Here is a 23328-nt window from a genome sequence, read left to right as displayed (position 1 = left end):
CAGGCTCAGGCTCAGACTCAAGCTCAGGCCCAGGCCCAGGCCCAGGCCCAGGCTCAGGCTCAGACTCAAGCTCAGGCCCAGGCCCAGGCCCAGGCCCAGGCCCAGGCTCAGGCTCAGACTCAAGCTCAGGCCCAGGCCCAGAATCAAACGCAGGCCGCGGCGTTCCCCTCGGCCTTGTCGGCGGCCCATTTGGTCAACAGCGCGCGGCCCACCCGCGAGTTGTTGGCGCGGCCGATCGCCTGCGAGATGAAGTCGCCGGCGCGCACCACCTGCTCCAGGTCGATGCCGGTACGCACCCCCATGCCGTGCAGCATGTAAAGCACGTCCTCGGTCGCCACATTGCCGGTTGCGCCCTTGGCATAGGGGCAACCGCCCAGGCCAGCCACCGAGGCGTGGAAGATCTGGATGCCGACGTCGAGGCTGGCGAGGATGTTCGACAGCGCCTGGCCATAGGTATCGTGGAAATGGCCGGACAGGCGGTCCAGCGCGAACTCGCCGGCGGCGGCGCGCATCACCTCCTGCACGCGGGCCGGCGTGCCGACACCGATGGTATCGGCGATGTCGATCTCGTCGCAGCCCAGGTCGCGCATCCGGCGTACCACGTCGACCACCGCCGCGACCGGCACCTCGCCCTGATAGGGACAGCCCAGCGAGCACGAAATGCTGCCGCGCAAGCGGATGCCCTTCTCCCTGGCCGCGGCCGCCACCGGCTCGAAACGCGCGATCGATTCGGCGATCGAGCAGTTGATGTTCTTCTGCGAGAAGGCCTCGCTGGCCGCGCCGAAGATCACCACTTCATCGGCGCCCGCCGCCACCGCGCCCTCGAAGCCCTTCATGTTCGGCGTCAGCACCGAATACAGCGTGCCGGGCCGGCGCTGGATGCGCGCCATCACGTCGGCGCCGTCGGCCATTTGCGGCACCCACTTGGGCGACACGAAGGACGCCGCCTCGATATTGACGAAGCCCGCCTCGGTCAGCCGGTCGATCAGCGCGACCTTGGTGTCGGCCGGCACCATCGCCTTCTCGTTCTGCAGGCCGTCGCGCGGCCCGACCTCGACGATCTTCACGTAGTTGGGTTGGTTCATCGCTGCTCCTCGTCTGGTGGTGGCCGCCGCTCGCGGCGGCGGTCCGGTTTTTCGTGGCGCGGGTCAGTAGCCGCGCTGCAGATCGACCACGCCGGCGATGGGCCGGCCGTCCCGCAGCGCGCGGATCTTGTCGGCGATCTGCGCGATGCTGTCCTCCCGCAGCGTCAGCGCCGAGATATGCGGCGTGATGGTGATGCGCGGCTCGCGCCAGAACGGATGTTCGGGCGGCAGCGGCTCGGTGCGGAACACGTCCAGCGTCGCGCCGGCGATCTGGCCCTGCTGCACCGCGGCCAGCAGATCCTCTTCGACCAGGTGCGGGCCGCGCGCGACGTTGATCAGATAGGCGCCCTTGGCGAGCCGGTTCAGCAGCGCCGCGTCGATGATGTTCTCGGTTTCCGGCGTCAGCGGCAGCACGTTGACCAGCACGCGCAGCCCGTCGAGGAAGGTGGCCTGCCCTGCCTCGCCGGCATGGCACTGCACGCCCTCGACGGTCTTCGGCGAGCGGCTCCAGCCGCGCACCGGAAAGCCGAACGCAGCCAGCGTGCGGGCGATATGCGCGCCCAGCGTGCCGACGCCCATCACGCCGATGGTGAAATCGGCGCGGCGATGCGGCTTGAGGAATTTCCAGGTGCCCGCCTGCTGCTGCGCCGCGTAGTCGTCGAGCCGGCGGAAATAGCGCAGCACCGCGTGGGTCACGTACTCGGCCATCTGCGCGCCCATGCCGGCATCGTCAAGCCGCACGATCGGCACGCCGGCCGGCAGCGCGTCCGGGTCGGTGTCGCGCAGCCGCAGGATGCCGTCCACGCCGGCGCCCAGGTTGAACACGGCCTTCAGGTCGCGGCGTCCCTTCAGCATCTCGAGCGGCGGGCGCCAGACCACCGCATAGTCGACCGGCTGTCCCTGGCTCTCTTCCCAGGTGACGCACTGCGCCTCGGGCAGGGCCTGCGCAAACCCCTCGATCCACGGCGCATAGCGGCCATCGGGCACGTACAACTGCAGCTTCATCGCTTCTCCACGTCTTTGGTCTTGTCCCGGCGTATTGTCTCAGACTCCGTCATTCTCCAGCCGGCGCCGGCAGAGCCGGGACGGGTCGCCTACCATTCCGGTTCCATCCAGTGCTCGATACGCTGGCGCGCCATGTGGTGTTCGACTGACAGGCCTCGCACCCGGGCGAGGAAGGCCGACTTCGCCTTTTCCCATGCCCGGGCCTCGGCGCGGTCCGCTGGCCGGCCGGCGAACCATAGCGCGAGGCGTTCCGCGGCCACCGCAAACTCCCTGTCCGGCAACGCGACGGTCTTGAGGTGGATCTGCATGCGCGCACTGCCAAAGTGGGCGCCGAGGTTGGACTGGCCATCGAGCATGTATTCGGCCTTCGCCAGCCCCACCAGCAGATTGGCGCGGCCCGGCATGTCGTCCGATATTGCCTGCGCGGCACGAAGCAGCGTCCTGCCGGCCCAGAATTGCGGCGTGCGGCGTATCTCGTTCGGCTGCAACGGCTCCTTCAGCATGATCAGCGCATCCAGCATGGCGCGACGGTCGGCGGGCGGCAGCGCATCCGCAAGCGCCCAGGTCGCCTCGAACAACGCGTCGATGCGACCGGCGCGTGCAATGTCGGGCTGCTCGTTCGCCACCAGAATGATGCTGTTGATCAGCTGCGCCAACCGCGGCAGAGCGGCGCCGCCGCGATCATGGCGGCACGTGGCCTGTACCAGCGGCAGCAACGCCTCTGCCAGCGCCAGCGCAGGCTCCACTTGCTGGCTGACGATCTGCGTATCGGCCCATGCGGCCACCGCCATCGCCACCCGCTCGCCGGCGTCACCCGCCGCACCGTCGCCATCCCGGACGATACGCTCCACGAGCCGGGCCAGGTCCGGTTGCAGCGCAAGCAGATCCGACAGGCTCCACTGCGGCGCCGCATCCCGATGACCACGGTACTCGAGCCATTGCACCAGCGCCTCGCAATGGCGCGGCCATTCGAGATGCTTCCGGATGGCCGCGGCGGTCTCGGCCTTCGGCCGCCACTGGCATCGCAGCAGCGGGAAAACGGGCCCACCGCTCTCCATCAGCTTCATCGCGGCCTGGTGAAGCTCGGGCTTCAATGCCTTGACGTCGAGCTGGCCGAAGAAGAACCGCCTCATCTCGACGAACTGGACCAGGGCGAGCAGCATATCGGCGCGTTGATTCGGCGAGGCCTTGCGATCGTCCATGCAGAAGTTCACCACGCGCTGCCAGCCCTCCTGCGCCGGCACCCACGCGAGCTCACGCGCGGCCTGGGGGCCCAGGTGGCCAAGTTGCCCGGTTTCGATACGGTCCCACACCGCCGACCAGCGTTTGGCCAACCCTTCCGTCGATTTCATGTGCGCCAGCCGGGCAAGGAGCCTGACCTGCTGTTCGCAGGTCAGCTTCACGCTGGCTTGCCAGGCATCGAGCAACGCCACCGCCTTCGCCCATTCGACACTGTCGGCCTCGAGACGCTCGAGGCTTCTGGAGAGGGCATACGCGAGTTCGACGGCTTCCGTGGCGGGCAATGCCGGCAACTGCTGACGCAGCGCATGCCAGCGATCCAGCGCGGCCGCGAGCAGCTCGCGATCGTCGTTCCCGCCAGGCCTTGCGATCTTCTTCAGGCATGTGGCCAGCGCAAACAGTTGCCGCCCCGCCAGAGCGGGCCGGGCAAGCAGGTCGCCCCTGGCATCGGCAAGCAGCTCGTCCCAGCGGCTGACGGCCGGCTCGGCGGTGCCGGGCTGGTGCAGAAAGGCCTCGGTGATGGCGACGAGCCGCTCCCGCTGTTCCTGGGGCGTCTGCGAGCGGATCAGCGCGGCGTAGGCTGCCTTGTCGGGCAAGAGCACGGCGGCCGCCTTTTCGCGCTGCTCCTTGGGCAGCGACATCAGCAGCGCGGCGCGTACGCGCAGGCCGGTGCGGCCCTCCAGGCCCGCGGCCTGCCGGCACAGATAGTCCAATGCCGCGCCGTGCCGCCCCCCTTCCAGCATCGGGATGCGCTCGGCAAGCGCGACGACGAGCGCCTCCTTCTGTCCTGGCATCAGCCTGTCCGCTCGGGTGGGATCGGCCTGCTGCCCGGTGTCCAGACCGTAGTCCGCCGCAACCTTCTGCAGGCCCTCCAGCGTGCGCAGGCCGCGCGCGCGGGCCAGGGCACCCTGCAGAGCGAGCTCGCCGTGCATCGCGTACTGCATGCGCTTCGAGGTCAGTCCGATCGCGGCACGATCGCGGCTATTGAGGCAACCGAGCACGACTGTCCAGGCCGCCTCGGCGCAAGCAAGCGCCGGCAGGTCCGTTGGTGGCCGCGGCGATTGCGTCGATTGCGTCGATTGCGTCGATTGCGGCGGCGCGGACGTCGTGAAGGATCGCAGATGCCGTTGCCTGTCCTGCGCCCAGCGCTGTCCGATCACGTCGTTGCTGTCGCGCTTGTTCAGATACCACGACGCGCCGCCCTCGGCCTTGAACAGGGTCTTCAACCAGTACAGCAGCGCATGAAGGGGACCGGGTGACGTGGCATGCTTGACGAGCCGCTCGGCTCGCATGCCGCGGTCGTCCATCCTGATGGAGACGGCATAGCCGTCGAAGCGGAACACGCCGAAATCGTGTTCGGGGGATCGGGTGGCGGAGGTGGCGGCCGCGGTGGGGGCGGCCGCGTTGCATGGCGGCGGTGCGCAGGCGTCGAGGGTGTATCGGGGCATGGGAAACTCAGGATGTGCGATTGAGGATTTCCTCGTGCCGCGAAGCCATGCGGTCCGGTGCCGACCTGCCGATGGCGCCCGCCCCGGGGAACCCGGGAGAGCGCCGATGCCGTGGGCTCGATGTCAGGCGGGGCACCCGGGCACCGGCCTCGCGAAGACAAGGCATCGGGCCATTGTCAACGCGACGCCGCAGCCGGCTTGCGGGAAGGCATGCGAATCTTGCATTTCGCAACGCAAGTACCGCTCGCCCTGCCCGCGAAGCTTCAACCCGCCTTGGCCTCGAAGCCGAGCAACTGCTCGCCCTCCCCGACCTGGTCGCCCACGCCATACAGCACTTCGCCGACGACGCCGTCGGCCGGCGCGCTGATGGTGTGCTCCATCTTCATCGCCTCCATCACCAGCAGCGGCGTGCCGCGCGTGACGGTGGCGCCCGCCTCGACCATCACGGCGATCACCTTGCCCGGCATCGGCGCGGTCAGCTTGCCGCCCTCGCCTTCGGCATCGCCCGCGTGCGCCAGCGGGTCCTTCCATTCCAGCGCGACGTGGCGTCCGCCGGCGAACACATGGAAGACATCGCCGTCGCGATGCACCTGACCGTGCGCGCGGCGCGTGCCGAGATCGACCTGGACGTCGTCGGCGACGCAATGCGTGCGGAACGGCGCGGCCTGGTCGGCATAGAACAGCGTGCTGCCCTGCGCATCGGCCTGCAGCGTGACTTCCAGCGTGTCCGCGCCATGCGCGAAGCGCAGCACCCGCTGCGCGCCCGCGTTCAGCCGCCACGGGCCGGCATGGGTCCATGGCGAATGCGGATCCGCGGCATCGATGCGGCGCTCGCGCGCCTCGGCGTCGAGCAGCGCGGCCACCGCCAGCGCGATCAGCTCCATGCCGACCGGCGCCGGCGGCGCGAACAGCGTGGCCTCATGGCGCGCGATCAGGCCGGTGTCGAGGTCCGCCCTGGCGAACGGCTCCGAGGCCACCAGCCGCTGCAGGAAGGCGATATTGGTCGACAGGCCGACCACGTGATAGGCGGCGAGCGCCTGCCGCATGCGCGCCAGCGCCTCGTCGCGATCCTTGCCCCAGACGATCAACTTGGCAATCATCGGGTCGTAATACGGGCTGATCGCATCCCCCTCGCGCACGCCCGAATCGATCCGCACGCCGGCGGGGCCGTGCACGTCTTCGCCCCGCATGAACTGCACCGCGGGCGGCGTGCGCAGGTAGCGCAGCGTGCCGGTCGACGGCAGGAACTGCTTGTCGGGATTCTCGGCGTAGACGCGCGCCTCGAGCGCATGGCCGTCGATGCGCAGCTGCTCCTGCGACAGCGGCAGCGGCTCGCCGGCGGCCACGCGCAGTTGCCATTCGACCAGGTCCTGGCCGGTGATCATCTCGGTCACCGGGTGCTCGACCTGCAGCCGGGTGTTCATCTCCATGAAGTAGAACGAGCCGTCCTGATTGGCGATGAATTCGACCGTTCCGGCACCGACGTAGCCCACCGCCTTGGCCGCCGCGACCGCCGCCTCGCCCATCGCGCGGCGGCGCTCCGCGGTCATGCCGGGCGCCGGCGCTTCCTCCAGCACCTTCTGATGGCGCCGCTGCACCGAGCAGTCGCGCTCGAACAGGTAGACGCAGTTGCCCTGCGTGTCGGCGAACACCTGGATCTCGATATGGCGCGGCCGCGTCAGGTATTTCTCGACCAGCACCTTGTCGTCGCCGAAGCTGGCGCTGGCCTCGCGCTTGACCGAGGCCAGCGCGGCGTCGAAGCCGGCGGCGTCCTCGACCACCCGCATGCCCTTGCCGCCGCCGCCCGCGCTCGCCTTGAGCAGCACCGGATAGCCGATGCGGTCCGCCTCGCGGCGCAGCAGCGCCGGGTCCTGGTCCTCGCCGTGATAGCCCGGCACCAGCGGCACCGCGGCGCGTTCCATCAACTGCTTGGCCGCGCTCTTGCTGCCCATCGCGCGGATCGCCGATGCCGGCGGCCCGATGAACACCAGCCCGGCCGCGGCGCAGGCCTCGGCGAAACCCTCGTTCTCCGACAGGAAGCCGTAGCCGGGGTGGATCGCCTGCGCGCCGGTCGCGCGCGCCATCTCGATGATGTGGTCGCCGCGCAGATAGCTGTCGCGCGCCGCGGCGCCGCCGATATGCACGGCCTCGTCGCAGTAGGCGACATGGCGCGCCTGCGCGTCCGCGTCGGAATAGACCGCGACGGTGCGGATGCCCAGGCGCCGGCAGGTAGCGGCGACACGGCAGGCGATTTCGCCGCGGTTGGCGATCAGGATCTTGGTGAACATGGCTCCTCCTTGTTGATGGGGAACGGCGACCGGCTGGCTGCTGGTGTCCGCGCCGCGCGCAACGCCCCGTCGTCCCCGCGCATGCGGGAACCCGGCGGCTTGCGCAAGCCGCCGGGGCCCCGCTTTCGCGGGAATGCGGGGTGGACCGCAGGCGCGGACACCTTCGTCATCCCGCGTGTCCTTCCGCGCGGATGCCGAGCCGGCCCAGCAGCGCGCGATCGCGCTCGGCCTGCGGGTTGCCGGTGGTCAGCAGCTTGTCGCCGTAGAAAATCGAATTGGCGCCGGCCAGGAAGCACAGCGCCTGCAACGCTTCGTCCATGGCCTCGCGGCCGGCGGACAGGCGCACCATCGCGCGCGGCATCGTGATGCGCGCGACCGCGATGGTGCGGACGAACTCGAACGGGTCCAGCGGCGCGGTGCCGGCCAGCGGCGTGCCCTCGACCTGGACCAGATTGTTGATGGGCACCGACTCCGGATACGGGTCCATATTGGCCAGCTGCGCGATCAGGCCGGCGCGCGCCCCGCGCGTCTCGCCCATGCCGACGATGCCGCCGCAGCAGACGTTGATGCCGGCGTCGCGCACATGGCCGATGGTGTCCAGCCGGTCCTGGTAGGTTCGCGTGCTGATGATCTCGCCATAGAACTCCGGCGAGGTATCCAGATTGTGGTTGTAGTAATCGAGGCCGGCGTCCTTCAGGCGCTGCGCCTGCTCGGCGCGCAGCATGCCGAGCGTGACGCAGGTCTCCAGCCCCATGGCCTTGACCTCGCGCACCATGTCGATCACGGGTTCGAGATGGCGGTCCTTCGGGCTGCGCCAGGCGGCGCCCATGCAGAAGCGCGTGGCGCCGTTGGCCTTGGCGGTGCGCGCCGCCTCGAGCACGTCTTCGAGCGCCATCAGCTTGCCGGCCTTGACGCCGGCATCGTGGTGCGCGCTCTGCGGGCAATAGCCGCAATCCTCCTCGCAGCCCCCGGTCTTGATCGACAGCAGCGTCGACAGCTGCACGGTATTGGCGTCGAAGTGCTCGCGATGGACCTGCTGCGCGCGGAACAGCAGGTCGTTGAACGGCAGCGCGAACAGCGCGGCGACCGCGTCGACGGTCCAGCGGGCGTTGTTGCCGTTGGCATCGTCGGTGCCGGCCTGAGTGGCTTGAGTGGCTTGAGCGACCTGCTGGCGCGCGCTGTGGCGCAGCGAATCGGCGGAAATGGTGGCGATGGTAGTCATGTCGGGTCGAATTCTGTGGTCAGGCGGCGCGCTCGATGGGCGCGTCGCCGGGATGTCGGGTGGGGTCGAGCAGCGCGGCCAGGTCGAGGCAGCGCGCGGCCTGGTCGGCAGGCAGTTGCCAGGGCAGCGTGCCGAGGCAAGGCGTGCCGATCGCGTCGAAGGCACCGCGCAGCGTGGCGATGTTCTCGTCGGCCAGCAGCATGTCGGGGTCGATCCGGTTGGCGATCCAGCCGGCCAGGCGCAGCCCGCGCGCGCGTACCGCCTCGGCGGTCAGCAGCGCATGGCTCAGGCACCCCAGCCGGATGCCGACCACCAGGATCACCGGCAGGCCGAGCCGGACCGCGAGATCGGCGGTGTCCCAGCCGTTCGGGCCGCCGGCCAGCGGCACGCGAAAGCCGCCGACGCCTTCGACCACCACCGCGTCGGCCTGCGCGCGCAGCGCCGCAAACGCCGACAGGATCGGCTCGGCTTCAATGCGAACGCCGTCGGCCTGGGCCGCCAGATGGGGCGAGCACGGCGTGCGCAGCAGCCAGGGGCAGGTCTGCGCGAGCGGCACGTCGACGCTGCTGGCCGCGCGCAGCAGCGCGACATCGTCGTTGTGCCACTGGCCGTCGCGCCAGTCGCAGCCGCTGGCGACCGGCTTCATGCCGACCGCCGTGCGGCCCTGCGCGGCAAGCGCGTGCAGCAGCGCCGCGCTGGCGTGGGTCTTGCCGACCCCGGTATCGGTGCCCGTCACGAAGCAGGCGAATGGGGAGACTGGGCTCATGCGGCCTCCCTGCACGGCGGCGTGGCCCGTGCCGCCAGCGCACCCAGCGCCGCCAGCAGGGCCGCGACGTCCGCTTCGCGATGCGCGGCGGACAGCGTGATGCGCAGCCGCGCGGTGCCCTCGGGCACGGTCGGCGGACGGATCGCGCCGACGCGGATGCCGGCCTGCTCCAGTCCCGCCGACAGCGACAGCGCCGCGGCGTTGCCGCCGACAATCAGCGGCTGGATCCCGGTCGCGCTGTCGGCCAACTGCCAGCCAGCGCGGGCGGCCATCGGCGCCAGACCGGCCCGCAATTCGGCGATGCGCTGCCGCAGCGCCGCGCGCCGCTGCGCGCCCTCGTCGCCCTCGATCAGCGCGAGGCTGGTCAGCAGCGCATGGGCAGACGCCGGCGGCGCCGCCGTGGTGAAGATATACGTGCGCGCGGTATTGACCAGATGTTCGACGATCAGCCGATGCGCGGCGACGAAAGCGCCCGCCACGCCGGCCGCCTTGCCGAGCGTGCCGATATAGACCAGCCGCTGCGACGACAGGCCCAGTTGCTCGAGCACGCCGTGGCCGCGTTCGCCCAGCACGCCGAAGCCGTGCGCATCGTCCACGATCAGCCAGGCATCGTGCCGCTCGGCCAGCGCCAGCAGTTCGGCCAGCGGCGCGACATCGCCGTCCATGCTGAAGACACCGTCGGTAACGACCAGCTTCAGCGGCGATTCGCTGGCGGCGAGCAGCGCGTCGAGCGCGGCGACATCGCCATGCGGGTAACGCTGCACGCTCGCGCGCGCCAGCCGCGCGCCGTCGATCAGCGACGCGTGGTTCAGCGCCTCGCAGAACAGCGTGGCGTCGGCACCGCCAAGCGCGGTCAGCACCGCCAGATTGGCCATGTAGCCGGTGCAGAAGTACAGGGCGGCCGCGTCGGGAATCGCGTCGGCGTACCAGCGCGCCAGTTCGGTCTCGAGGCGGTGATGCGCGAGTCCGTGGCCCGTGACCAGATGCGAGGCGCCGCTGCCGGCGCCCCAGCGCCGCGCGCCCTCGGCGAAGGCGTCGACGATGGCCGGATGGTTGGCAAGCCCGAGGTAATCGTTGCTGCTGAAGCCCAGCAGGGAACGGGGCTCGGCCTCGCTGCCGTCGGGCAGCAGCGCGCCGACGGTCTGCCGGGGCGCGCACGGCGTATGCGCGATACGGCGGGTCCGGGTCAGTGCCTGGCGTTCGCGCTCGGCCGCGGCCTGGCTCAGTCGATCAAGCAGCATGGCGCGCCTCCCTGGCCGAACCGGCCGGTGCGACCACGCTGTCGAGCGCGGCCAGCAGACGCTCGCCGAGCCAGCTGGCCAGCGGCGCATCTAAGACGTAGGGCGGCATCACGTACAGCGTGTTGCCGATCGGCCGGATCAGCACGCCGCGCTCCAGCGCGGCCCGATGGAAGTCCGCGGCGAACGTTTCGGTGGCGAACGGCTCGCGCAGATCGGCGGCCCAGATCAGCCCGCGCTGGCGCACGTGGCACAGCCGCGCATCGGCGGCCAGGCCGGCCAGCCCCTGCGCCAGCCACTGCGCGCGCTGCCGGTTCATCGCCAGCACGTCGTGCTGCGCGAACAGGTCCAGTGTCGCCAGCGCCGCGCGGCAGGCCAGCGGATTGCCGGTGTACGAATGCGAATGCAGGAAGCTGCGCGACAGCTCGTCGGCGACGAAGGCCTGCTGGATCGCGCTGCGCGTCAGCACCAGCGACAGCGGCAGATAGCCGCCGCTGATGCCCTTGGACAGGCACAGGAAATCGGGCCACTGCTGCGCGCCTAGCGGGGCCTCGCCACGCGACTGTTCCCACGCGAAGAAGGTGCCGGTGCGCCCGCAACCGACCGCGATCTCGTCGGCGATCAGATGGACCCGGTAGCGGTCGCACAGCGCTCGCACGCCGTCCAGATAGGCCGGATCGTGCATCGCCATGCCGGCCGCGCACTGCACCAGCGGCTCGACGATCAGCGCCGCGATGCTGGCGGCGCGCTGCTGCAGCAGCGCTTCGAGTTCGTCGAGCGCGCGCTGCGCGACCTCGCGCGGCGACTCGCCGGACGCCGCCTGGCGCGCGTCCGGCGACATCGCCACGTGGGCGCGCATCAGCAGCGGATCGTAGGCATCGCGGAATACCGCGACATCGGTGACCGCCAGCGCGCCGACGGTCTCGCCGTGATAGCCCTGGCGCAGGCAGACGAACTCGCGCTTGCCCGGCAGCCCGCTGTTGCGCCAGTAGTGGAAGCTCATCTTCAGCGCGATCTCGACCGCCGAGGCGCCGTCCGACGCGTAGAACGCATGGCCGAGCGCGCCGCCGGTCAGCGCCGACAGCCGTTCCGCCAGCTCGACCGCCGGACCGTGGGTGCAGCCGGCCAGCATCACGTGCTCGAGCGTGTCGAGCTGGTCCTTCAGCGCGGCGTTGATGGCGGGATTCGCATGGCCGAACAGATTGACCCACCACGAGCTGGTGGCGTCGAACAGGCGCCGGCCTTCGTCGTCGTAGAGCCAGGGCCCTTCGCCGCGGACCACGGCCAGCGGCGGCCGGTCGCCGCCCGGACGCAGGCGCGTGCAGGGATGCCATACCGCGCGCTGGCTGCGCGCGGCGAGCCCGTTGCCGTCCTGCCGCGCGGGCGCGGCGGGCGGGTCAGTGGGGGCGGTTTGCAAGGACTGGGTATGCAAGGGAGTCCTCCATGGTTGGCCGGCCGCGCGCGTGCCGTTCCGGGTGGGCCCGGACGGCGCGGGGAACGCGGCTGGATTGGGAGAACGCATGGTAGGAAGGTCCTTGCGGGCTTGGCAAACGGCGCCGGATTTGCGCGTTATGGGCGTGTTGGCGTCAGATTCCCGGCAGTTGGGCGACGAAGCCGCGATCGCCCACCACTGCGCGCGCATCTGCGCACATCGTCGCCGGCGGCGGCGCGGACATCGTCGGCATCGCGCACATCCTCGGCATCGCGGACATCGTCGATCTCATCGGAATCGTCGCCTTCAGGCCGGCCGCCACGACGGGCTGCGCTTTTCGAGGAAGGAGCGCACGCCCTCGCGGCCCTCGTCGGAGGCGCGGATCGCCGCGATGCGCTCGGCGGTATCGGCCAGCAGGTCGTCGTCGATGGCGCGGCCGGCGATGTCCTGCACCAGCCGCTTGCTTTCGCGCACCGCGTTCGGGCTGTTGGCGACCAGCGCGGCGGTCAGCTCGGCAACCTTGGCGTCGAGCCCGTCGGCCGGCACCACCGCATGCACGAAGCCCAGCCGCAGCGCCTCGGCCGCATCGAAGCGTTCGGCGGTGATGAAGTAGCGGCGCGCCGCCTGCTCGCCCATCGCGCGGATCACGTACGGGCTGATCGTCGCCGGCAGCAGCCCCAGGCGCGCCTCCGACAGGCAGAAATGCGCGTGGTCGGCCGCCACCGCGATATCGCAGGCCGCCACCAGGCCGACGCCACCGGCATAGGTATCGCCGTGGATGCGCGCGATCACCGGCTTCGGACACGCCCAGATCGCATGCAGCATCTGCGCGAGCTGCAGCGCGTCGGCCCGGTTCTCGTCGTGCGAGTAGCCGGCCATCTTCTTCATCCAGTTCAGGTCGGCGCCGGCGCAGAACGCGGGCCCCTGCCCGGCCAGCACGATCGCGCGCACCTCCGGCGTATCGCCCAGCGCGCGGAAGGCGCCGCTCAGCTCGGCAATCACGGTCTCGTTGAAGGCGTTGCGCACATCGGGGCGGTTCAGCGTCACCGTGGCGACATGGCGCTCAACGGTCACGGTCAGGGTGGTGAATTCCATCGTGGTCTCCTGGCAGTTCTGGTGTGGATTGCGTTTCCGGCTATCTGCGGGCGTCGTTCGGTCGACCGTCGATCGGCCGCCCTTCGATCGGCCGCCCTTCGATCGGTCGGACGCCGTTCGGCCGGACGTCATTCGGTCGGACCGCGCTCGCCGCCGCCGGCCGGTTCAATGGCCGCGGCTCGAAGCCGGCATCGCGCAGCGCCTTCTCGGCCAGCGGCTTCCAGCGCGTCAGGCCCCGCGCGAACAGCTGGTGGCCGTCCTGCCGGAAGGCCGGCAGCGCGTGGTACTTGCCGACGCCGCCGGCGCCGCGGAAGGCCTCGAACCATTGCGCCGGATACGGTCCCATGTAGCGGTCGTTGGTCGTGTAGATCCAGTGCGTCGGCACGCGCGCGCTGCGGCCGTATTCGGCGAACAGCGCGGCCTGCTGGTCGGGCGCGCAGGGCTCGCCCGGATGCAGGCGCGGATCGCCGCCGCCGCCGCCGGCGAAGTTCAGCACCAGCCGGACACCCGGCGGGTTCTTCGCCGCCAGCGCGATCACCGCCGCGCCGCCGAACGACTGGCCGACCAGCACGACCCGCGACACGTCGATCTCCGGCCGCGAGCGCGCCATCTCGATCACCTGCAGCACCTGCTGCGCGGCCACCTCGAAGCCGGGGCGATAGTTCTTGCGCGTGCAGCTGCCGGTGTTCTCGATATCGTCGCCACCACTGGCGCCATAGCCGATCCGCGTCGGCACCAGCACCTGGAAGCCGAGCGAGGCGAAATACGCGGCCTGCTCGGCCAGCCGCACGCGGCCCAGCCGGGCGCGCGCATAGGGATCGGGCGCGCGACCGTGGCTCAGCACCAGCAGCGGATAGCGCTGGTGGCCGGGCTCGCGGAACGCGGTGACGACGATGCGCTGCGAGACCTGTCGCCCGTGCGCATCGGTAACCGTCACCGGCACCGACCAGGTCTCCTCGAGCGGCGCGGCGCCGGCCGGCAGCGCGGCCCATGCCAGCAGGCACAGCGCCAGCCGGGCGAACGGCACGCTGCGGCGAACATCGCGGGGAACATCGCGGGCGGCATCGCGGGCATCATGGGCACCTGGCGCGCGGCAACGACGCAGCATCGCTTACATCCGGAAGACGCCGAACTTCATCTCGTCGATCGGGGCATTGAGGCTGGCCGACAGGCCCAGGCCGAGCACCGTGCGGGTCTGCGCGGGGTCGATCACGCCGTCGTCCCACAGCCGCGCGCTGGCGTAATACGGATGGCCCTGGTGTTCGTACTGCTCGCGGATCGGCCGCTTGAAGGCCTCCTCCTCCTCGGCGCTCCAGCTGCCGCCGCGGCCCTCGATGCCGTCGCGCCGCACCGTGGCCAGCACGCTGGCCGCCTGCTCGCCGCCCATCACCGAGATCCGCGCGTTCGGCCACATCCACAGGAAGCGCGGCGAATAGGCGCGCCCGCACATGCCGTAATTGCCGGCGCCGAACGAGCCGCCGATGATCACCGTGAACTTCGGCACCTGCGCGGTCGCCACCGCGGTCACCATCTTGGCGCCGTTGCGGGCGATGCCCTCGTTCTCGTACTTGCGTCCCACCATGAAGCCGGTGATGTTCTGCAGGAACACCAGCGGAATCTTGCGCTGGCAGCACAGCTCGATGAAGTGCGCGCCCTTGAGCGCCGACTCCGAGAACAGGATGCCGTTGTTGGCGACGATGCCGACCGGGTAGCCCCAGATCCGCGCGAAGCCGCACACCAGCGTGGTGCCGTAGCGCGCCTTGAATTCGTCGAAGTCCGAGTCGTCGACGATGCGGGCGATCACCTCGCGCACGTCGTAGGGCTTGCGCGTATCGGTCGGGATCACGCCGTACAGTTCCTCGACCGGATAGCGCGGCTCGACCGGCGCGTGCAGCCGGATCTGGTCCGGCTTGCGGCGGTTCAAGTGCTGCACGATATTGCGCGCCAGGCCCAGCGCATGCGCGTCGTTCTGCGCGAAGTAGTCGGCCACGCCCGACAGCCGCGTATGCACGTCGGCGCCGCCCAGGTCCTCGGCGCTGACCTCCTCGCCGGTGGCCGCCTTGACCAGCGGCGGGCCGCCCAGAAAGATCGTGCCCTGGTTCTTGACGATGATCGACTCGTCGCTCATCGCCGGCACATAGGCGCCGCCGGCGGTGCACGAGCCCATCACCACGGCAATCTGCGGAATGCCCATCTTCGACAGGTTGGCCTGGTTGTAGAAGATGCGGCCGAAGTGATCGCGGTCGGGGAACACATCGTCCTGGTTCGGCAGGTTGGCGCCGCCCGAATCGACCAGGTAGATGCAGGGCAGATGGTTCTGCTCGGCGATCTCCTGCGCGCGCAGATGCTTCTTGACGGTCATCGGGTAGTAGGTGCCGCCCTTGACCGTGGCGTCGTTGCACACGATCACGCATTCCTGCCCGGCCACGCGGCCGATGCCGGTGATGATGCCGGCGCCGGGCGCGGCATTGTCGTACATGTCGTAGGCCGCCAGCTGCGACAGCTCCAGGAACGGCGTGCCCGGGTCGAGCAGCTGCTGCACGCGCTCGCGCGGCAGCATCTTGCCGCGCGACAGATGCTTGTTGCGCGCGTCTTCGCCACCGCCCTGCGCCACCTGGGCGATCTTCGCCTTCAGGTCGGCGACCAGGGCCTGCATCGCCTCGGCATTGGCCTTGAAGGCCTCGGAACGGGCATTGAGTTTGGATTCGAGCGTGGGCATCGGGTCTGTCTCTTCCTGATCTTGTGATGCGTTGCGATGAATGCGATGCGATGAATGCGTTCGCGGTGCGGAAATTCAGCGTACGGCGGCGGCCCGGTTCATCGCGCTTCCCCGCGAATGTCCCCATCGAGGTACAGCCAGCGCGGCGCTTCGCCGCTCGCGCGCGGCTCGCGCACGAAGCGGCTGCGTTCGTGCAGCCGCGACGCACGCCCGCCGACCTTGTAGCGCGCGACGAATTCGACCTCGGCGTGGGTGTCGTCCTGCGGTACATGCGCGACGATGGTCAGGCCCAGCCACTGCGTGCGCGGGCCACCGGCGTCCTGGGCAAGATCCTGCTCCAGCGTCGCCGGGCAGGTCGACGGATGCCAGCTCTGGCGCAGCCACTGCGCGTCGTTCAGCACGTAGGCGCTGTAGCGCGAGCGCATCAGCTGCTCGGCGGTGTCCGGCAGCGCCTCGCCGCGATGGAAGCGCCCGCAGCAGCTGGCGTAGCTGGCCCCGCCGCAAGGGCAGGCGCCTTCGCGCGAAGGCGCTGCCGCCCGCTTCATGCCACCAGCTCCGGCAGTTGCCGCATATCGGTGAAGATGGTCTGGGCGCCGGCCTCGCGCAGCATCGCGGCATCGTTGCGCGCGGCATAGCCGAACACCGTCATGCCGGCCGCCACGCCGGCGGTGATGCCGGCCGGACTGTCTTCCACCACCGCGCAGCGCGAGGGCTCCACGCCCATCGTGCGCGCCGCCAGCAAATAAACGTCGGGCGCGGGCTTGCTGCGCTCGACCTCGGTGGCGGAGAACACGTGCTCGCGCTGCTGGCCGTCGGCGTCGTGCTGGAACAGCTCCAGCAGGCCGGTGCGCTTCAGTTGCAGCTTGACCTTGACGCGGTCGGCGCCCGAGGCCACGCACAGCGGCATGCCGGTCGCGGCGATCGCGGCGATGGCGTCGCGCACGTGCGGCACGGCCTCAACCTCGGCCTCCAGCACTGCATTGCGCCGGGCCAGCCAGTGCGACAGCCAGTTCTCCGGCAGCGGCGCGCCGCGCATGCGCTCGATGGTGTCGAGCTCCTCGCGCACGGCGCGGCCGAGGAACAGCGCGGTCGAGTCCTCCAGCGAGATCGCGATGCCCAGTTCGTTCAGCATCTGGTTCAGCACGCGGTTGACGATCGGCTCGCTGTCGACCAGCACGCCGTCGCAATCGAAGATCACGCAGTCGAAGCGGCGGGACGGCTGGGCGGCACCGCTGTCGCGGTCGCGGGAGGGAGAAGCACTGAGGGTCATGCGGGTTTCTTTTCCTTGAGATCGGGGGACGGCACGGCCCGCAATTCGGTGGGCGTGCCGCTCTTGAGCAGGGCCTCGATCTGGTCGAAGCGGTCGAAGCCCCAGTAGGGTTCGCCATCGACGATGACGAAGGGCGAGCCGAACACGCCCTTGGCCATCGCCACTTCCATCTCGGCCTTCAGCTGGTCCTTGATCGGCTGGCTGCTGGCGCCGGCGTCCATCGCATTGGCGTCGATGTCCAGCGCCGCGGCGATCTTCACCAGCTCGGCCGGTTCGGCGATGTTGATGTCGTCGACGAAGTAGGCGTGGTACACCGCCTTGGCGAAGCGCACCGCCACGTCGGCGGCATGATGGTTCTGCAGCCACAGCATCGCGCGCGCGGCCTGCGTGGTCGGCAGCGGGAAGTTCGACGGCCGGCGGTAGGCAATGCCGTGATGGCGCGCGGTGCGTTCGAAATCGCGCCAGCTGTAGTCGCCCTTGAGCGGGATCTGCGGCAGCGGCGCCATGCCGGTGGTCTTGAACACCACGCCCAGCAGGATCGGATGCCAGGCGACGCTGCGGCCGTACTGGCGCGCGAGGTCGTCGATGCGCGTGCTGGCGAAGTAGCCGTAGGGCGAGGAGAAATCGAAATAGAAGTCGATGGGGGCAGCGGTCATGTCAGGTCCTGGCGAGAGTGCGGCGAACGGAGCGGCGAACCAAGTAGCCAACCAAGTGGCGATCCAAGTGGCGAACCAAGTGGGCGAATGAAGCGGCAACCGGAAACTGCGGTGCGTACGGCAGGGACTTCGGTACGGCCGTGCGCGCGCCTCTCACGCCAGCGCCCGCGCGATCAGCATCTTCTGGATGTCGCTGGTGCCCTCGTAGATCTGGCAGACCCGCACGTCTCGGTAGATCCGCTCGACCGGGAAGTCGCTGACATAGCCATAGCCGCCAAACACCTGGATCGCGTCCGAGCAGACCGCCTCGGCCATCTCGCTGGCATTGAGCTTGGCCATCGCGGCCTCCTTCAGGCAGGGCCGGCCGGCGTCCTTCAGCGAGGCGGCATGCCAGATCATCTGGCGCGCGACCTCGATGCGCGTGGCCATCTCGGCCAGGCGGAACTGCACCGCCTGATGCGCGAACAACGGCTGGCCGAAGCTCTCGCGCTCCTTCGAATAGGCCAGCGCCGCCTCGAAGGCCGCGCGCGCCATGCCGACGCTCTGCGCGGCGATGCCGATGCGCCCGCCCTCCAGGCCGGACAGCGCCATCCTGTAGCCCGCGCCCTCCTCGCCAAGCAGGTTGGCGGCCGGCACGCGGCAATCCTCGAACACGATCTGCGCGGTGTCCGACGAATGCTGGCCAAGCTTGTCTTCCAGCCGCGCGACCACATAGCCCGGCGTATCGGTCGGCACCAGGAAGGCGCTGATGCCGCGCTTGCCGGCGGCCTTGTCGGTGACCGCCATCACGATCGCGACATCGGCGTGCTTGCCGCTGGTGATGAACTGCTTGACGCCATTCAGCACGTAGTGATCGCCGTCGCGCGTCGCGGTGGTGCGCAGCGCCGCGGCGTCCGAGCCGACATGCGGCTCGGTCAGGCAGAACGCGCCGAGCATCTCGCCCCTGGCCAGCGGCACCAGCCACCGCTGCTTCTGCGCCTCGTCGGCAAACGCCATCAGCATGCTGCAGACGGGGCAGTTGTTGACGCTGATCACGGTCGAGGTGCCGCCGTCGCCGGCGGCGATCTCCTCCAGGATCAGCGCCAGCGACAGGTAGTCGAGCCCCGCGCCGCCGTAGGCCTCGGGCACCGCCACGCCATAGGTGCCCATTGCCGCGAGCTCGCGGTGGACCTCCTTCGGGAACGTCTTGTCGCGATCCCATGCGGCGGCCTGCGGCGCGATGACCTCCTGCGCGAACTGCCGCACCGCGTCGCGGATCATTTCCTGTTCGGGACTGAGCAGCATCGGAACCTCACCAGGGCAGCACGCTGCCGTCGTAGTTGCGGAAACCGCCGTTGTCCTGCGCGGTGGCGCCGGCCAGCACGCGGCGCAGGCCGGACACGCTCTGCTGCGGCGTCAGGTCGGCGCCGGCGCCGCCCATGTCGGTACGAACCCAGCCCGGATGCAGCGCCAGGCAGACCGCGTGGCGGGCGTCGAGCGACACCGACTTCAGCGCCGCGTTGACGGCCGCCTTGCTGACGCGATACAGCCAGCTGCGATTGCTCTCCATCGCCCCGATGCTGCCCATGCGCGAGGACAGCACCGCCAGCACGCCGCCCTTGCCGCCGCGGCCGGTCTCGACGAAGGGCAGCACCAGCGGCAGCGCCATCATCGGGCCCAGCACATTGGCATGCATCACGTCGTCGAACTCCTCGACCGAGACCGGCTGCGCGCCCTCGGTGCGCGGGCCGATCACGCCGGCGTTGTAGACCGCCACGTCGAGCGATTCGCCGTCGAGCGTCCAGCCCAGGCCCGCGACCTGATCGGCCTCGGTCAGGTCGACGCGGTGCGCCTCCGCGCCCAGCGATTTCAGTGCGGCCAGCCCTTCGTCGCTGCGGGCGGTGGCGATCACGCGCCAGCCGTCGGCGCGGTACTGGCGGACGAACTCCAGGCCGATGCCGCGCGAGGCGCCGAGTATCAGTGCGGTTGGCAAGCTAGCCTCCTGTCGGGTCGAGGTTCGGGAACGAGGGTTCAGGCAGCGTTCGGGCCGGCGGCACTCAGACCAGCTCGATGCCGACCGCCGTCGCCTCGCCGCCGCCGATGCACAGGCTGGCCACGCCGCGCTTGCCGCCGGTCTTGCGCAGCGCGCCGATCAGCGTGGTCATGATGCGCGCGCCCGAGGCGCCGATCGGATGGCCGAGCGCGCAGGCGCCGCCGTGGATATTGACCTTGTCGCGCGGAATCTTCAGCTCGTGCATCGCCGCCATCGGCACCACGGCGAAGGCCTCGTTGATCTCGAACAGGTCGACGCTGTCGCTGTTCCAGTCGAGCTTGCGATACAGCTTGGCGATGGCCTCGACCGGCGCGGTGGTGAACCAGCCCGGCGCCTGCGCATGGCTGGTATGGCCCAGCATGCGCGCCAGCGGCCGCAGACCCAGCGCCTTCGCCGTCGATTCGCGCATCATCACCAGCGCGGCGGCGCCGTCGTTGATCGACGACGACGACGCGGCGGTGATGGTGCCGTCCTTGGCGAAGGCGGGCTTGAGCGACGGGATCTTGTCGACCTTGATGCGGCGCGGGCCTTCGTCGGTGTCGATCACCACATCGCCGCCCTTGGCCGCCACCGTGACCGGCGCGATCTCCCAGCGGAAGTCGCCGCGTTCGGTGGCCTGCTGCGCGCGCCGCACGCTCTCCATCGCGAAGGCGTCCTGCGCCTCGCGGGTGAAGCCGTACTTGGCCGCGCAGTCCTCGCCGAAGGTGCCCATCGCGCGGCCCTTCTCGTAGGCGTCTTCCAGTCCGTCGAGCATCATGTGGTCATAGATCATGCCGTGACCGATGCGATAGCCGCCGCGCCCCTTCGGGATCAGGTACGGGGCATTGGTCATGCTTTCCATGCCGCCGGCCACCGCGATTTCGTACGAGCCCGCCACCAGGCTGTCGTACACCGTCATCGCGGCGCGCATGCCGGAGCCGCACATCTTGTTGACGGTGGTACAGGCGACCGACAGCGGCAGCCCCGCGCCCAACGCCGCCTGGCGCGCCGGCGCCTGGCCCTGGCCGGCGGGCAGCACGCAGCCGAACACCACTTCCTCGACCTGCTCCGGCTGGATGCCGGCGCGCTCGATCGCCGCGCGGATGGCGACGGCGCCGAGCTGCGGCGCCGTGACGCTGGCGAACTCGCCCTGGAATGCGGCCATCGGCGTGCGGGCCGCGGATACGATCACGATCTGGTCTTGCATGGTGGTCTCCTTGATGTCTTTGCCGTGCTGCCGTGCTGTCGTTCGATTGGCTCCCTGCCTCGACCTGCGGGGCCGGGCAGGGAGCGGCTTGTCACCGCACCGGAATATGCGGCGGATCCCCGTACTGCCGGTAGGCCGCCTGCAATTGCGTGCGCAGTTCCTCGTTGCTGCTGGCCGCCATGCCGAGGTCGCGCAGCAGGCCGTCGGACACGCCGTAGATCCAGCCGTGCACCGTGACCTGCTGGCCGCGCGCCCAGGCGTCCTGGATCACCGTGGTCTGGCAGACGTTGTTGACCTGCTCGATCACGTTGAGCTCGCACAGGCGGCTGTGCGCATCGTCCTCGCGCACGATGGTGCCCAGGTAGGCGTCGTGCTTGTCGGCCACGTCGCGCACATGGCGCAGCCAGTTGTCGACCAGACCCACGCGCTCGCGCTTGAGCGCGACCTTGACGCCGCCGCAGCCGTAGTGGCCCACCACGGTGATATGGCGCACCTTCAGCACCTCGACCGCGAACTGGATCACCGACAGCGCGTTCAGGTCGCTGTGCGCGATCACGTTGGCGATATTGCGGTGGACGAAGACCTCGCCCGGCGCCAGCCCCAGGATCTGGTTGGCGGGCACGCGTGAATCCGAACAGCCGATCCACAGGTATTCGGGCGCCTGCTGGTTGGCCAGGCTGGTGAAGAAGTTCGGATCTTCCGCGTTGACGCGGTCGACCCATTCGCGGTTGTTGCGGAACAGCTGGGCGATGGCGTCAGTCATGCTGCCCTCCTTGCCGGCTCGTCGCCGGATTCGGTTGGGCCGTATCGATGAATGAAGCGTTCCGAGGCATGGTAAGCGTAGAAGTCATGAACATGTCCGGCCAGCAGCCGGTCCTTGTGTCCCTGCCACAGGGCAGGATCGAAAAAGTCCGCATGGTGCCGCAGGAAGGCCGCGCGCACGCGCGGGTCGCCCAGCAGGAAGGTGCGGAAGGTTTCGGGAAAGATGTCGTGGCGGCCGACGCTGTACCAGACCTCGCCCGACATCTCCTCTTCCTCGTTGCGGGGAGTCGGTACGCGGCGGATGTTGCAGTCGGTCAGGTATTCGATCTCGTCGTAGTCGTAGAACACCACGCGGCCATGGCGCGTGACGCCAAAATTCTTGTACAGCATGTCGCCCGGGAAGATGTTGGCGGCCATCAGCTCCTTGATCGCATTGCCGTATTCGATGATGCCGTGCTCGACCTGCTCGTCGGTGCCTTCCTGCAGGTAGATGTTCAGCGGCGTCATGCGGCGCTCGATATAGAGATGGCGTACCACGATTTCCTCGGTGCCGTCCTTGGCGCGCTGATATTCGATCATCGACGGCGCATGCTCGTGCAGCTCGCGCACCAGCGCATCGTCGAAGCGCGACAGCGGAAAGGCGACGTCCGAATATTCCAGCGTGTCGGCCATGCGGCCGACGCGGTCGTGCTGCTTGACCAGCTGGTACTTGGACTTGATCAGCTCGCGCGTGGTTTCCTTCGGCGCCGGATAGAAGTCCTTGATCACCTTGAAGACGTAGGGATAGGACGGCAGCGTGAACACCAGCATCACCAGCCCGCGGATGCCGGGGGCGATGATGAACTTGTCCGACGAATGCTGCAGGTGGTGCAGGAAGTCGCGGTAGAACAGGTTCTTGCCCTGCTTCTGCAAACCCAGCGAGGTATAGATCTCCGCGCGCGGCTTGCGCGGCATGATGTCGCGCAGGAAGGTCACGTAGGCCGACGGAATCTCCATGTCGACCATGAAATAGGAATGCGTGAACGAGAACAGGATCAGCAGCTGTTCCTTGCGCAGCAGCACCGTGTCGAGCGCCAGCTTGCCCGACGGCCCGTGCACGATCGGGATCGCCAGCGGATAGGTGCGGTCGCCGTTCAGCACGCGGCCGATGATGAAGGCCGACTTGTTGCGGAAGAACAGCGACGACAGCACGTGGATCTGGAAATTCGGCGCGATGCGGAAATCGCCCAAGTGCTCGGTGACGGCGCGCACCACATAGCCGATATCGCGCTTCAGGTCCTCGTACGGCCGCTCGAGCTGGAAGTTGTGCACGATCCGTTCGAAGCAGTCGGCCATGCCCTCGCGGCTGCCCGGGTAGTAGGCGCGGAAGGTCGGCCTGGTCGGCGACTCCTCGTTCTCGATGTATTCGGTCGAGATCGCCGGGCGCACGAAGATGAAGTCGTTGTTGAAGTACGAGCGGTGCAGGATGCGGGTAAAGACCGAATTGAAGAAGGTCTCGGCCAGCTCGGGCTGGTGGTGGTTGGTCAGCAGCCCGATGTAATGCAGCTTGATCTGCTGCCAGATCTCGTCCTCGATCTGCTCGGCGTCGTACTCGTCCTCGAGGATCACCGTGGTTTCGCGCACGCGCTCGTTGTAGAACGCGATGCGGTCGCGCTGCAGCTGCTGCAGCCCGGCCCAGTCGCCGGCCTCGAAGCGGACCTTGGCCTCGATGCTGACCTCGCGAAACAGCCGATAGTGCTTGTCGAACCCGTCCAGCATGGTGCGCGCCACATCGTAGGCGATCTGCGACGACAGCAGTTTCGGGAAGTGGGACATGGCTGGGACGGACTACCTGGGCGCGGGTGAGGTTCGGAAGGCGGTTTCGGCGGAGATATCGGCGGAAATA

General features: G+C 69.3%; 19 protein-coding genes. All 19 read right to left on the bottom strand.

The features are described from left to right. Positions 1-143 precede the first annotated feature (143 nt). Positions 144-1085: a hydroxymethylglutaryl-CoA lyase gene (locus K7G19_RS15430; RefSeq protein WP_150082732.1), complete on the bottom strand. Its 942-nt coding sequence runs from the start codon at positions 1083-1085 to the stop codon at positions 144-146. Between the two features lie 63 nt (positions 1086-1148). After that, on the bottom strand, positions 1149-2090 hold the full coding sequence (locus K7G19_RS15425; protein ID WP_226107994.1) for a glyoxylate/hydroxypyruvate reductase A: 942 nt from the start codon (positions 2088-2090) through the stop codon (positions 1149-1151). Positions 2091-2179: 89 nt separating this feature from the next. After that, a complete protein-coding gene (locus K7G19_RS15420) occupies positions 2180-4777 on the bottom strand; it encodes a hypothetical protein (RefSeq protein WP_226107992.1) in 2598 nt (865 codons plus the stop codon). Positions 4778-5040: 263 nt separating this feature from the next. Further along, the gene (locus K7G19_RS15415; protein WP_226107989.1) at positions 5041-7065 is read right to left on the bottom strand and encodes an acetyl/propionyl/methylcrotonyl-CoA carboxylase subunit alpha; all 2025 of its coding nucleotides are present in this window, start codon (positions 7063-7065) and stop codon (positions 5041-5043) included. A gap of 166 nt (positions 7066-7231) precedes the next feature. After that, positions 7232-8287: a biotin synthase BioB gene (gene bioB, locus K7G19_RS15410; RefSeq protein ID WP_226107987.1), complete on the bottom strand. Its 1056-nt coding sequence runs from the start codon at positions 8285-8287 to the stop codon at positions 7232-7234. A 19-nt stretch (positions 8288-8306) separates the two neighbouring features. Further along, positions 8307-9053, bottom strand: coding sequence for a dethiobiotin synthase (gene bioD / locus K7G19_RS15405; RefSeq protein WP_149317285.1), 747 nt, complete (start codon positions 9051-9053; stop codon positions 8307-8309). Then, entirely contained in the window at positions 9050-10294 is a 1245-nt protein-coding gene (bioF, locus tag K7G19_RS15400) for an 8-amino-7-oxononanoate synthase (RefSeq protein WP_226107985.1), read from the bottom strand. Before bioF ends, bioD begins: the two co-directional genes overlap by 4 nt. Further along, entirely contained in the window at positions 10284-11708 is a 1425-nt protein-coding gene (gene bioA / locus K7G19_RS15395; protein WP_226107983.1) for an adenosylmethionine--8-amino-7-oxononanoate transaminase, read from the bottom strand. Before bioA ends, bioF begins: the two co-directional genes overlap by 11 nt. A 321-nt stretch (positions 11709-12029) precedes the next feature. Beyond that, positions 12030-12818 carry an enoyl-CoA hydratase/isomerase family protein gene (locus K7G19_RS15390; RefSeq protein ID WP_226107981.1) on the bottom strand — a complete coding sequence of 263 codons (789 nt, stop codon included), beginning with the start codon at positions 12816-12818 and terminating at the stop codon, positions 12030-12032. Positions 12819-12858: 40 nt separating this feature from the next. After that, positions 12859-13926: an alpha/beta hydrolase gene (locus tag K7G19_RS15385; RefSeq protein WP_226107979.1), complete on the bottom strand. Its 1068-nt coding sequence runs from the start codon at positions 13924-13926 to the stop codon at positions 12859-12861. A 3-nt stretch (positions 13927-13929) separates the two neighbouring features. Next, positions 13930-15537 carry a carboxyl transferase domain-containing protein gene (locus tag K7G19_RS15380; protein WP_150082725.1) on the bottom strand — a complete coding sequence of 536 codons (1608 nt, stop codon included), beginning with the start codon at positions 15535-15537 and terminating at the stop codon, positions 13930-13932. 98 nt (positions 15538-15635) lie between these two features. Next, complete coding sequence (locus tag K7G19_RS15375; protein ID WP_149317291.1) at positions 15636-16082, bottom strand: YchJ family metal-binding protein; 447 nt, start codon at positions 16080-16082, stop codon at positions 15636-15638. After that, positions 16079-16807: an HAD family phosphatase gene (locus tag K7G19_RS15370; RefSeq protein WP_149317292.1), complete on the bottom strand. Its 729-nt coding sequence runs from the start codon at positions 16805-16807 to the stop codon at positions 16079-16081. Before K7G19_RS15370 ends, K7G19_RS15375 begins: the two co-directional genes overlap by 4 nt. Then, a complete protein-coding gene (locus tag K7G19_RS15365) occupies positions 16804-17463 on the bottom strand; it encodes a 2-hydroxychromene-2-carboxylate isomerase (RefSeq protein ID WP_149317293.1) in 660 nt (219 codons plus the stop codon). The genes K7G19_RS15370 and K7G19_RS15365 overlap by 4 nt, the downstream gene beginning before the upstream one ends. 153 nt (positions 17464-17616) lie before the next feature. Further along, positions 17617-18747 carry an acyl-CoA dehydrogenase family protein gene (locus tag K7G19_RS15360; protein WP_149317294.1) on the bottom strand — a complete coding sequence of 377 codons (1131 nt, stop codon included), beginning with the start codon at positions 18745-18747 and terminating at the stop codon, positions 17617-17619. Positions 18748-18754: 7 nt separating this feature from the next. Next, positions 18755-19435, bottom strand: coding sequence for an SDR family oxidoreductase (locus K7G19_RS15355; protein WP_150082723.1), 681 nt, complete (start codon positions 19433-19435; stop codon positions 18755-18757). A gap of 64 nt (positions 19436-19499) precedes the next feature. Further along, complete coding sequence (locus K7G19_RS15350; RefSeq protein ID WP_226107977.1) at positions 19500-20681, bottom strand: acetyl-CoA C-acetyltransferase; 1182 nt, start codon at positions 20679-20681, stop codon at positions 19500-19502. Between the two features lie 91 nt (positions 20682-20772). Beyond that, positions 20773-21444 (bottom strand): carbonate dehydratase, encoded by a 672-nt coding sequence (gene can, locus K7G19_RS15345; protein ID WP_006578377.1) that lies wholly within the window; start codon positions 21442-21444, stop codon positions 20773-20775. Then, positions 21441-23258, bottom strand: a complete 1818-nt coding sequence (aceK, locus tag K7G19_RS15340) for a bifunctional isocitrate dehydrogenase kinase/phosphatase (protein WP_149317297.1) — start codon at positions 23256-23258, stop codon at positions 21441-21443. Before aceK ends, can begins: the two co-directional genes overlap by 4 nt. Positions 23259-23328: the final 70 nt, after the last annotated feature.

Origin of the sequence: Cupriavidus sp. DB3 (assembly GCF_020418465.1) — a bacterium.
Classification (GTDB): Bacteria; Pseudomonadota; Gammaproteobacteria; order Burkholderiales; family Burkholderiaceae; genus Cupriavidus; species Cupriavidus cauae.
This window is presented reverse-complemented; position numbering and strand designations above follow the sequence as displayed.

Excerpts from the sequence above, each read along its gene's own strand:
- K7G19_RS15430 (WP_150082732.1), bottom strand. The coding sequence starts at position 1,085 with ATGAACCAACCCAACTACGTGAAGATCGTCGAGGTCGGGCCGCGCGAC.
- K7G19_RS15425 (WP_226107994.1), bottom strand. The coding sequence starts at position 2,090 with ATGAAGCTGCAGTTGTACGTGCCCGATGGCCGCTATGCGCCGTGGATC.
- K7G19_RS15420 (WP_226107992.1), bottom strand. The coding sequence starts at position 4,777 with ATGCCCCGATACACCCTCGACGCCTGCGCACCGCCGCCATGCAACGCG.
- K7G19_RS15415 (WP_226107989.1), bottom strand. The coding sequence starts at position 7,065 with ATGTTCACCAAGATCCTGATCGCCAACCGCGGCGAAATCGCCTGCCGT.
- bioB (WP_226107987.1), bottom strand. The coding sequence starts at position 8,287 with ATGACTACCATCGCCACCATTTCCGCCGATTCGCTGCGCCACAGCGCG.
- bioD (WP_149317285.1), bottom strand. The coding sequence starts at position 9,053 with ATGAGCCCAGTCTCCCCATTCGCCTGCTTCGTGACGGGCACCGATACC.
- bioF (WP_226107985.1), bottom strand. The coding sequence starts at position 10,294 with ATGCTGCTTGATCGACTGAGCCAGGCCGCGGCCGAGCGCGAACGCCAG.
- K7G19_RS15390 (WP_226107981.1), bottom strand. The coding sequence starts at position 12,818 with ATGGAATTCACCACCCTGACCGTGACCGTTGAGCGCCATGTCGCCACG.
- K7G19_RS15385 (WP_226107979.1), bottom strand. The coding sequence starts at position 13,926 with ATGCTGCGTCGTTGCCGCGCGCCAGGTGCCCATGATGCCCGCGATGCC.
- K7G19_RS15380 (WP_150082725.1), bottom strand. The coding sequence starts at position 15,537 with ATGCCCACGCTCGAATCCAAACTCAATGCCCGTTCCGAGGCCTTCAAG.
- K7G19_RS15375 (WP_149317291.1), bottom strand. The coding sequence starts at position 16,082 with ATGAAGCGGGCGGCAGCGCCTTCGCGCGAAGGCGCCTGCCCTTGCGGC.
- K7G19_RS15370 (WP_149317292.1), bottom strand. The coding sequence starts at position 16,807 with ATGACCCTCAGTGCTTCTCCCTCCCGCGACCGCGACAGCGGTGCCGCC.
- K7G19_RS15365 (WP_149317293.1), bottom strand. The coding sequence starts at position 17,463 with ATGACCGCTGCCCCCATCGACTTCTATTTCGATTTCTCCTCGCCCTAC.
- K7G19_RS15360 (WP_149317294.1), bottom strand. The coding sequence starts at position 18,747 with ATGCTGCTCAGTCCCGAACAGGAAATGATCCGCGACGCGGTGCGGCAG.
- K7G19_RS15350 (WP_226107977.1), bottom strand. The coding sequence starts at position 20,681 with ATGCAAGACCAGATCGTGATCGTATCCGCGGCCCGCACGCCGATGGCC.
- can (WP_006578377.1), bottom strand. The coding sequence starts at position 21,444 with ATGACTGACGCCATCGCCCAGCTGTTCCGCAACAACCGCGAATGGGTC.
- aceK (WP_149317297.1), bottom strand. The coding sequence starts at position 23,258 with ATGTCCCACTTCCCGAAACTGCTGTCGTCGCAGATCGCCTACGATGTG.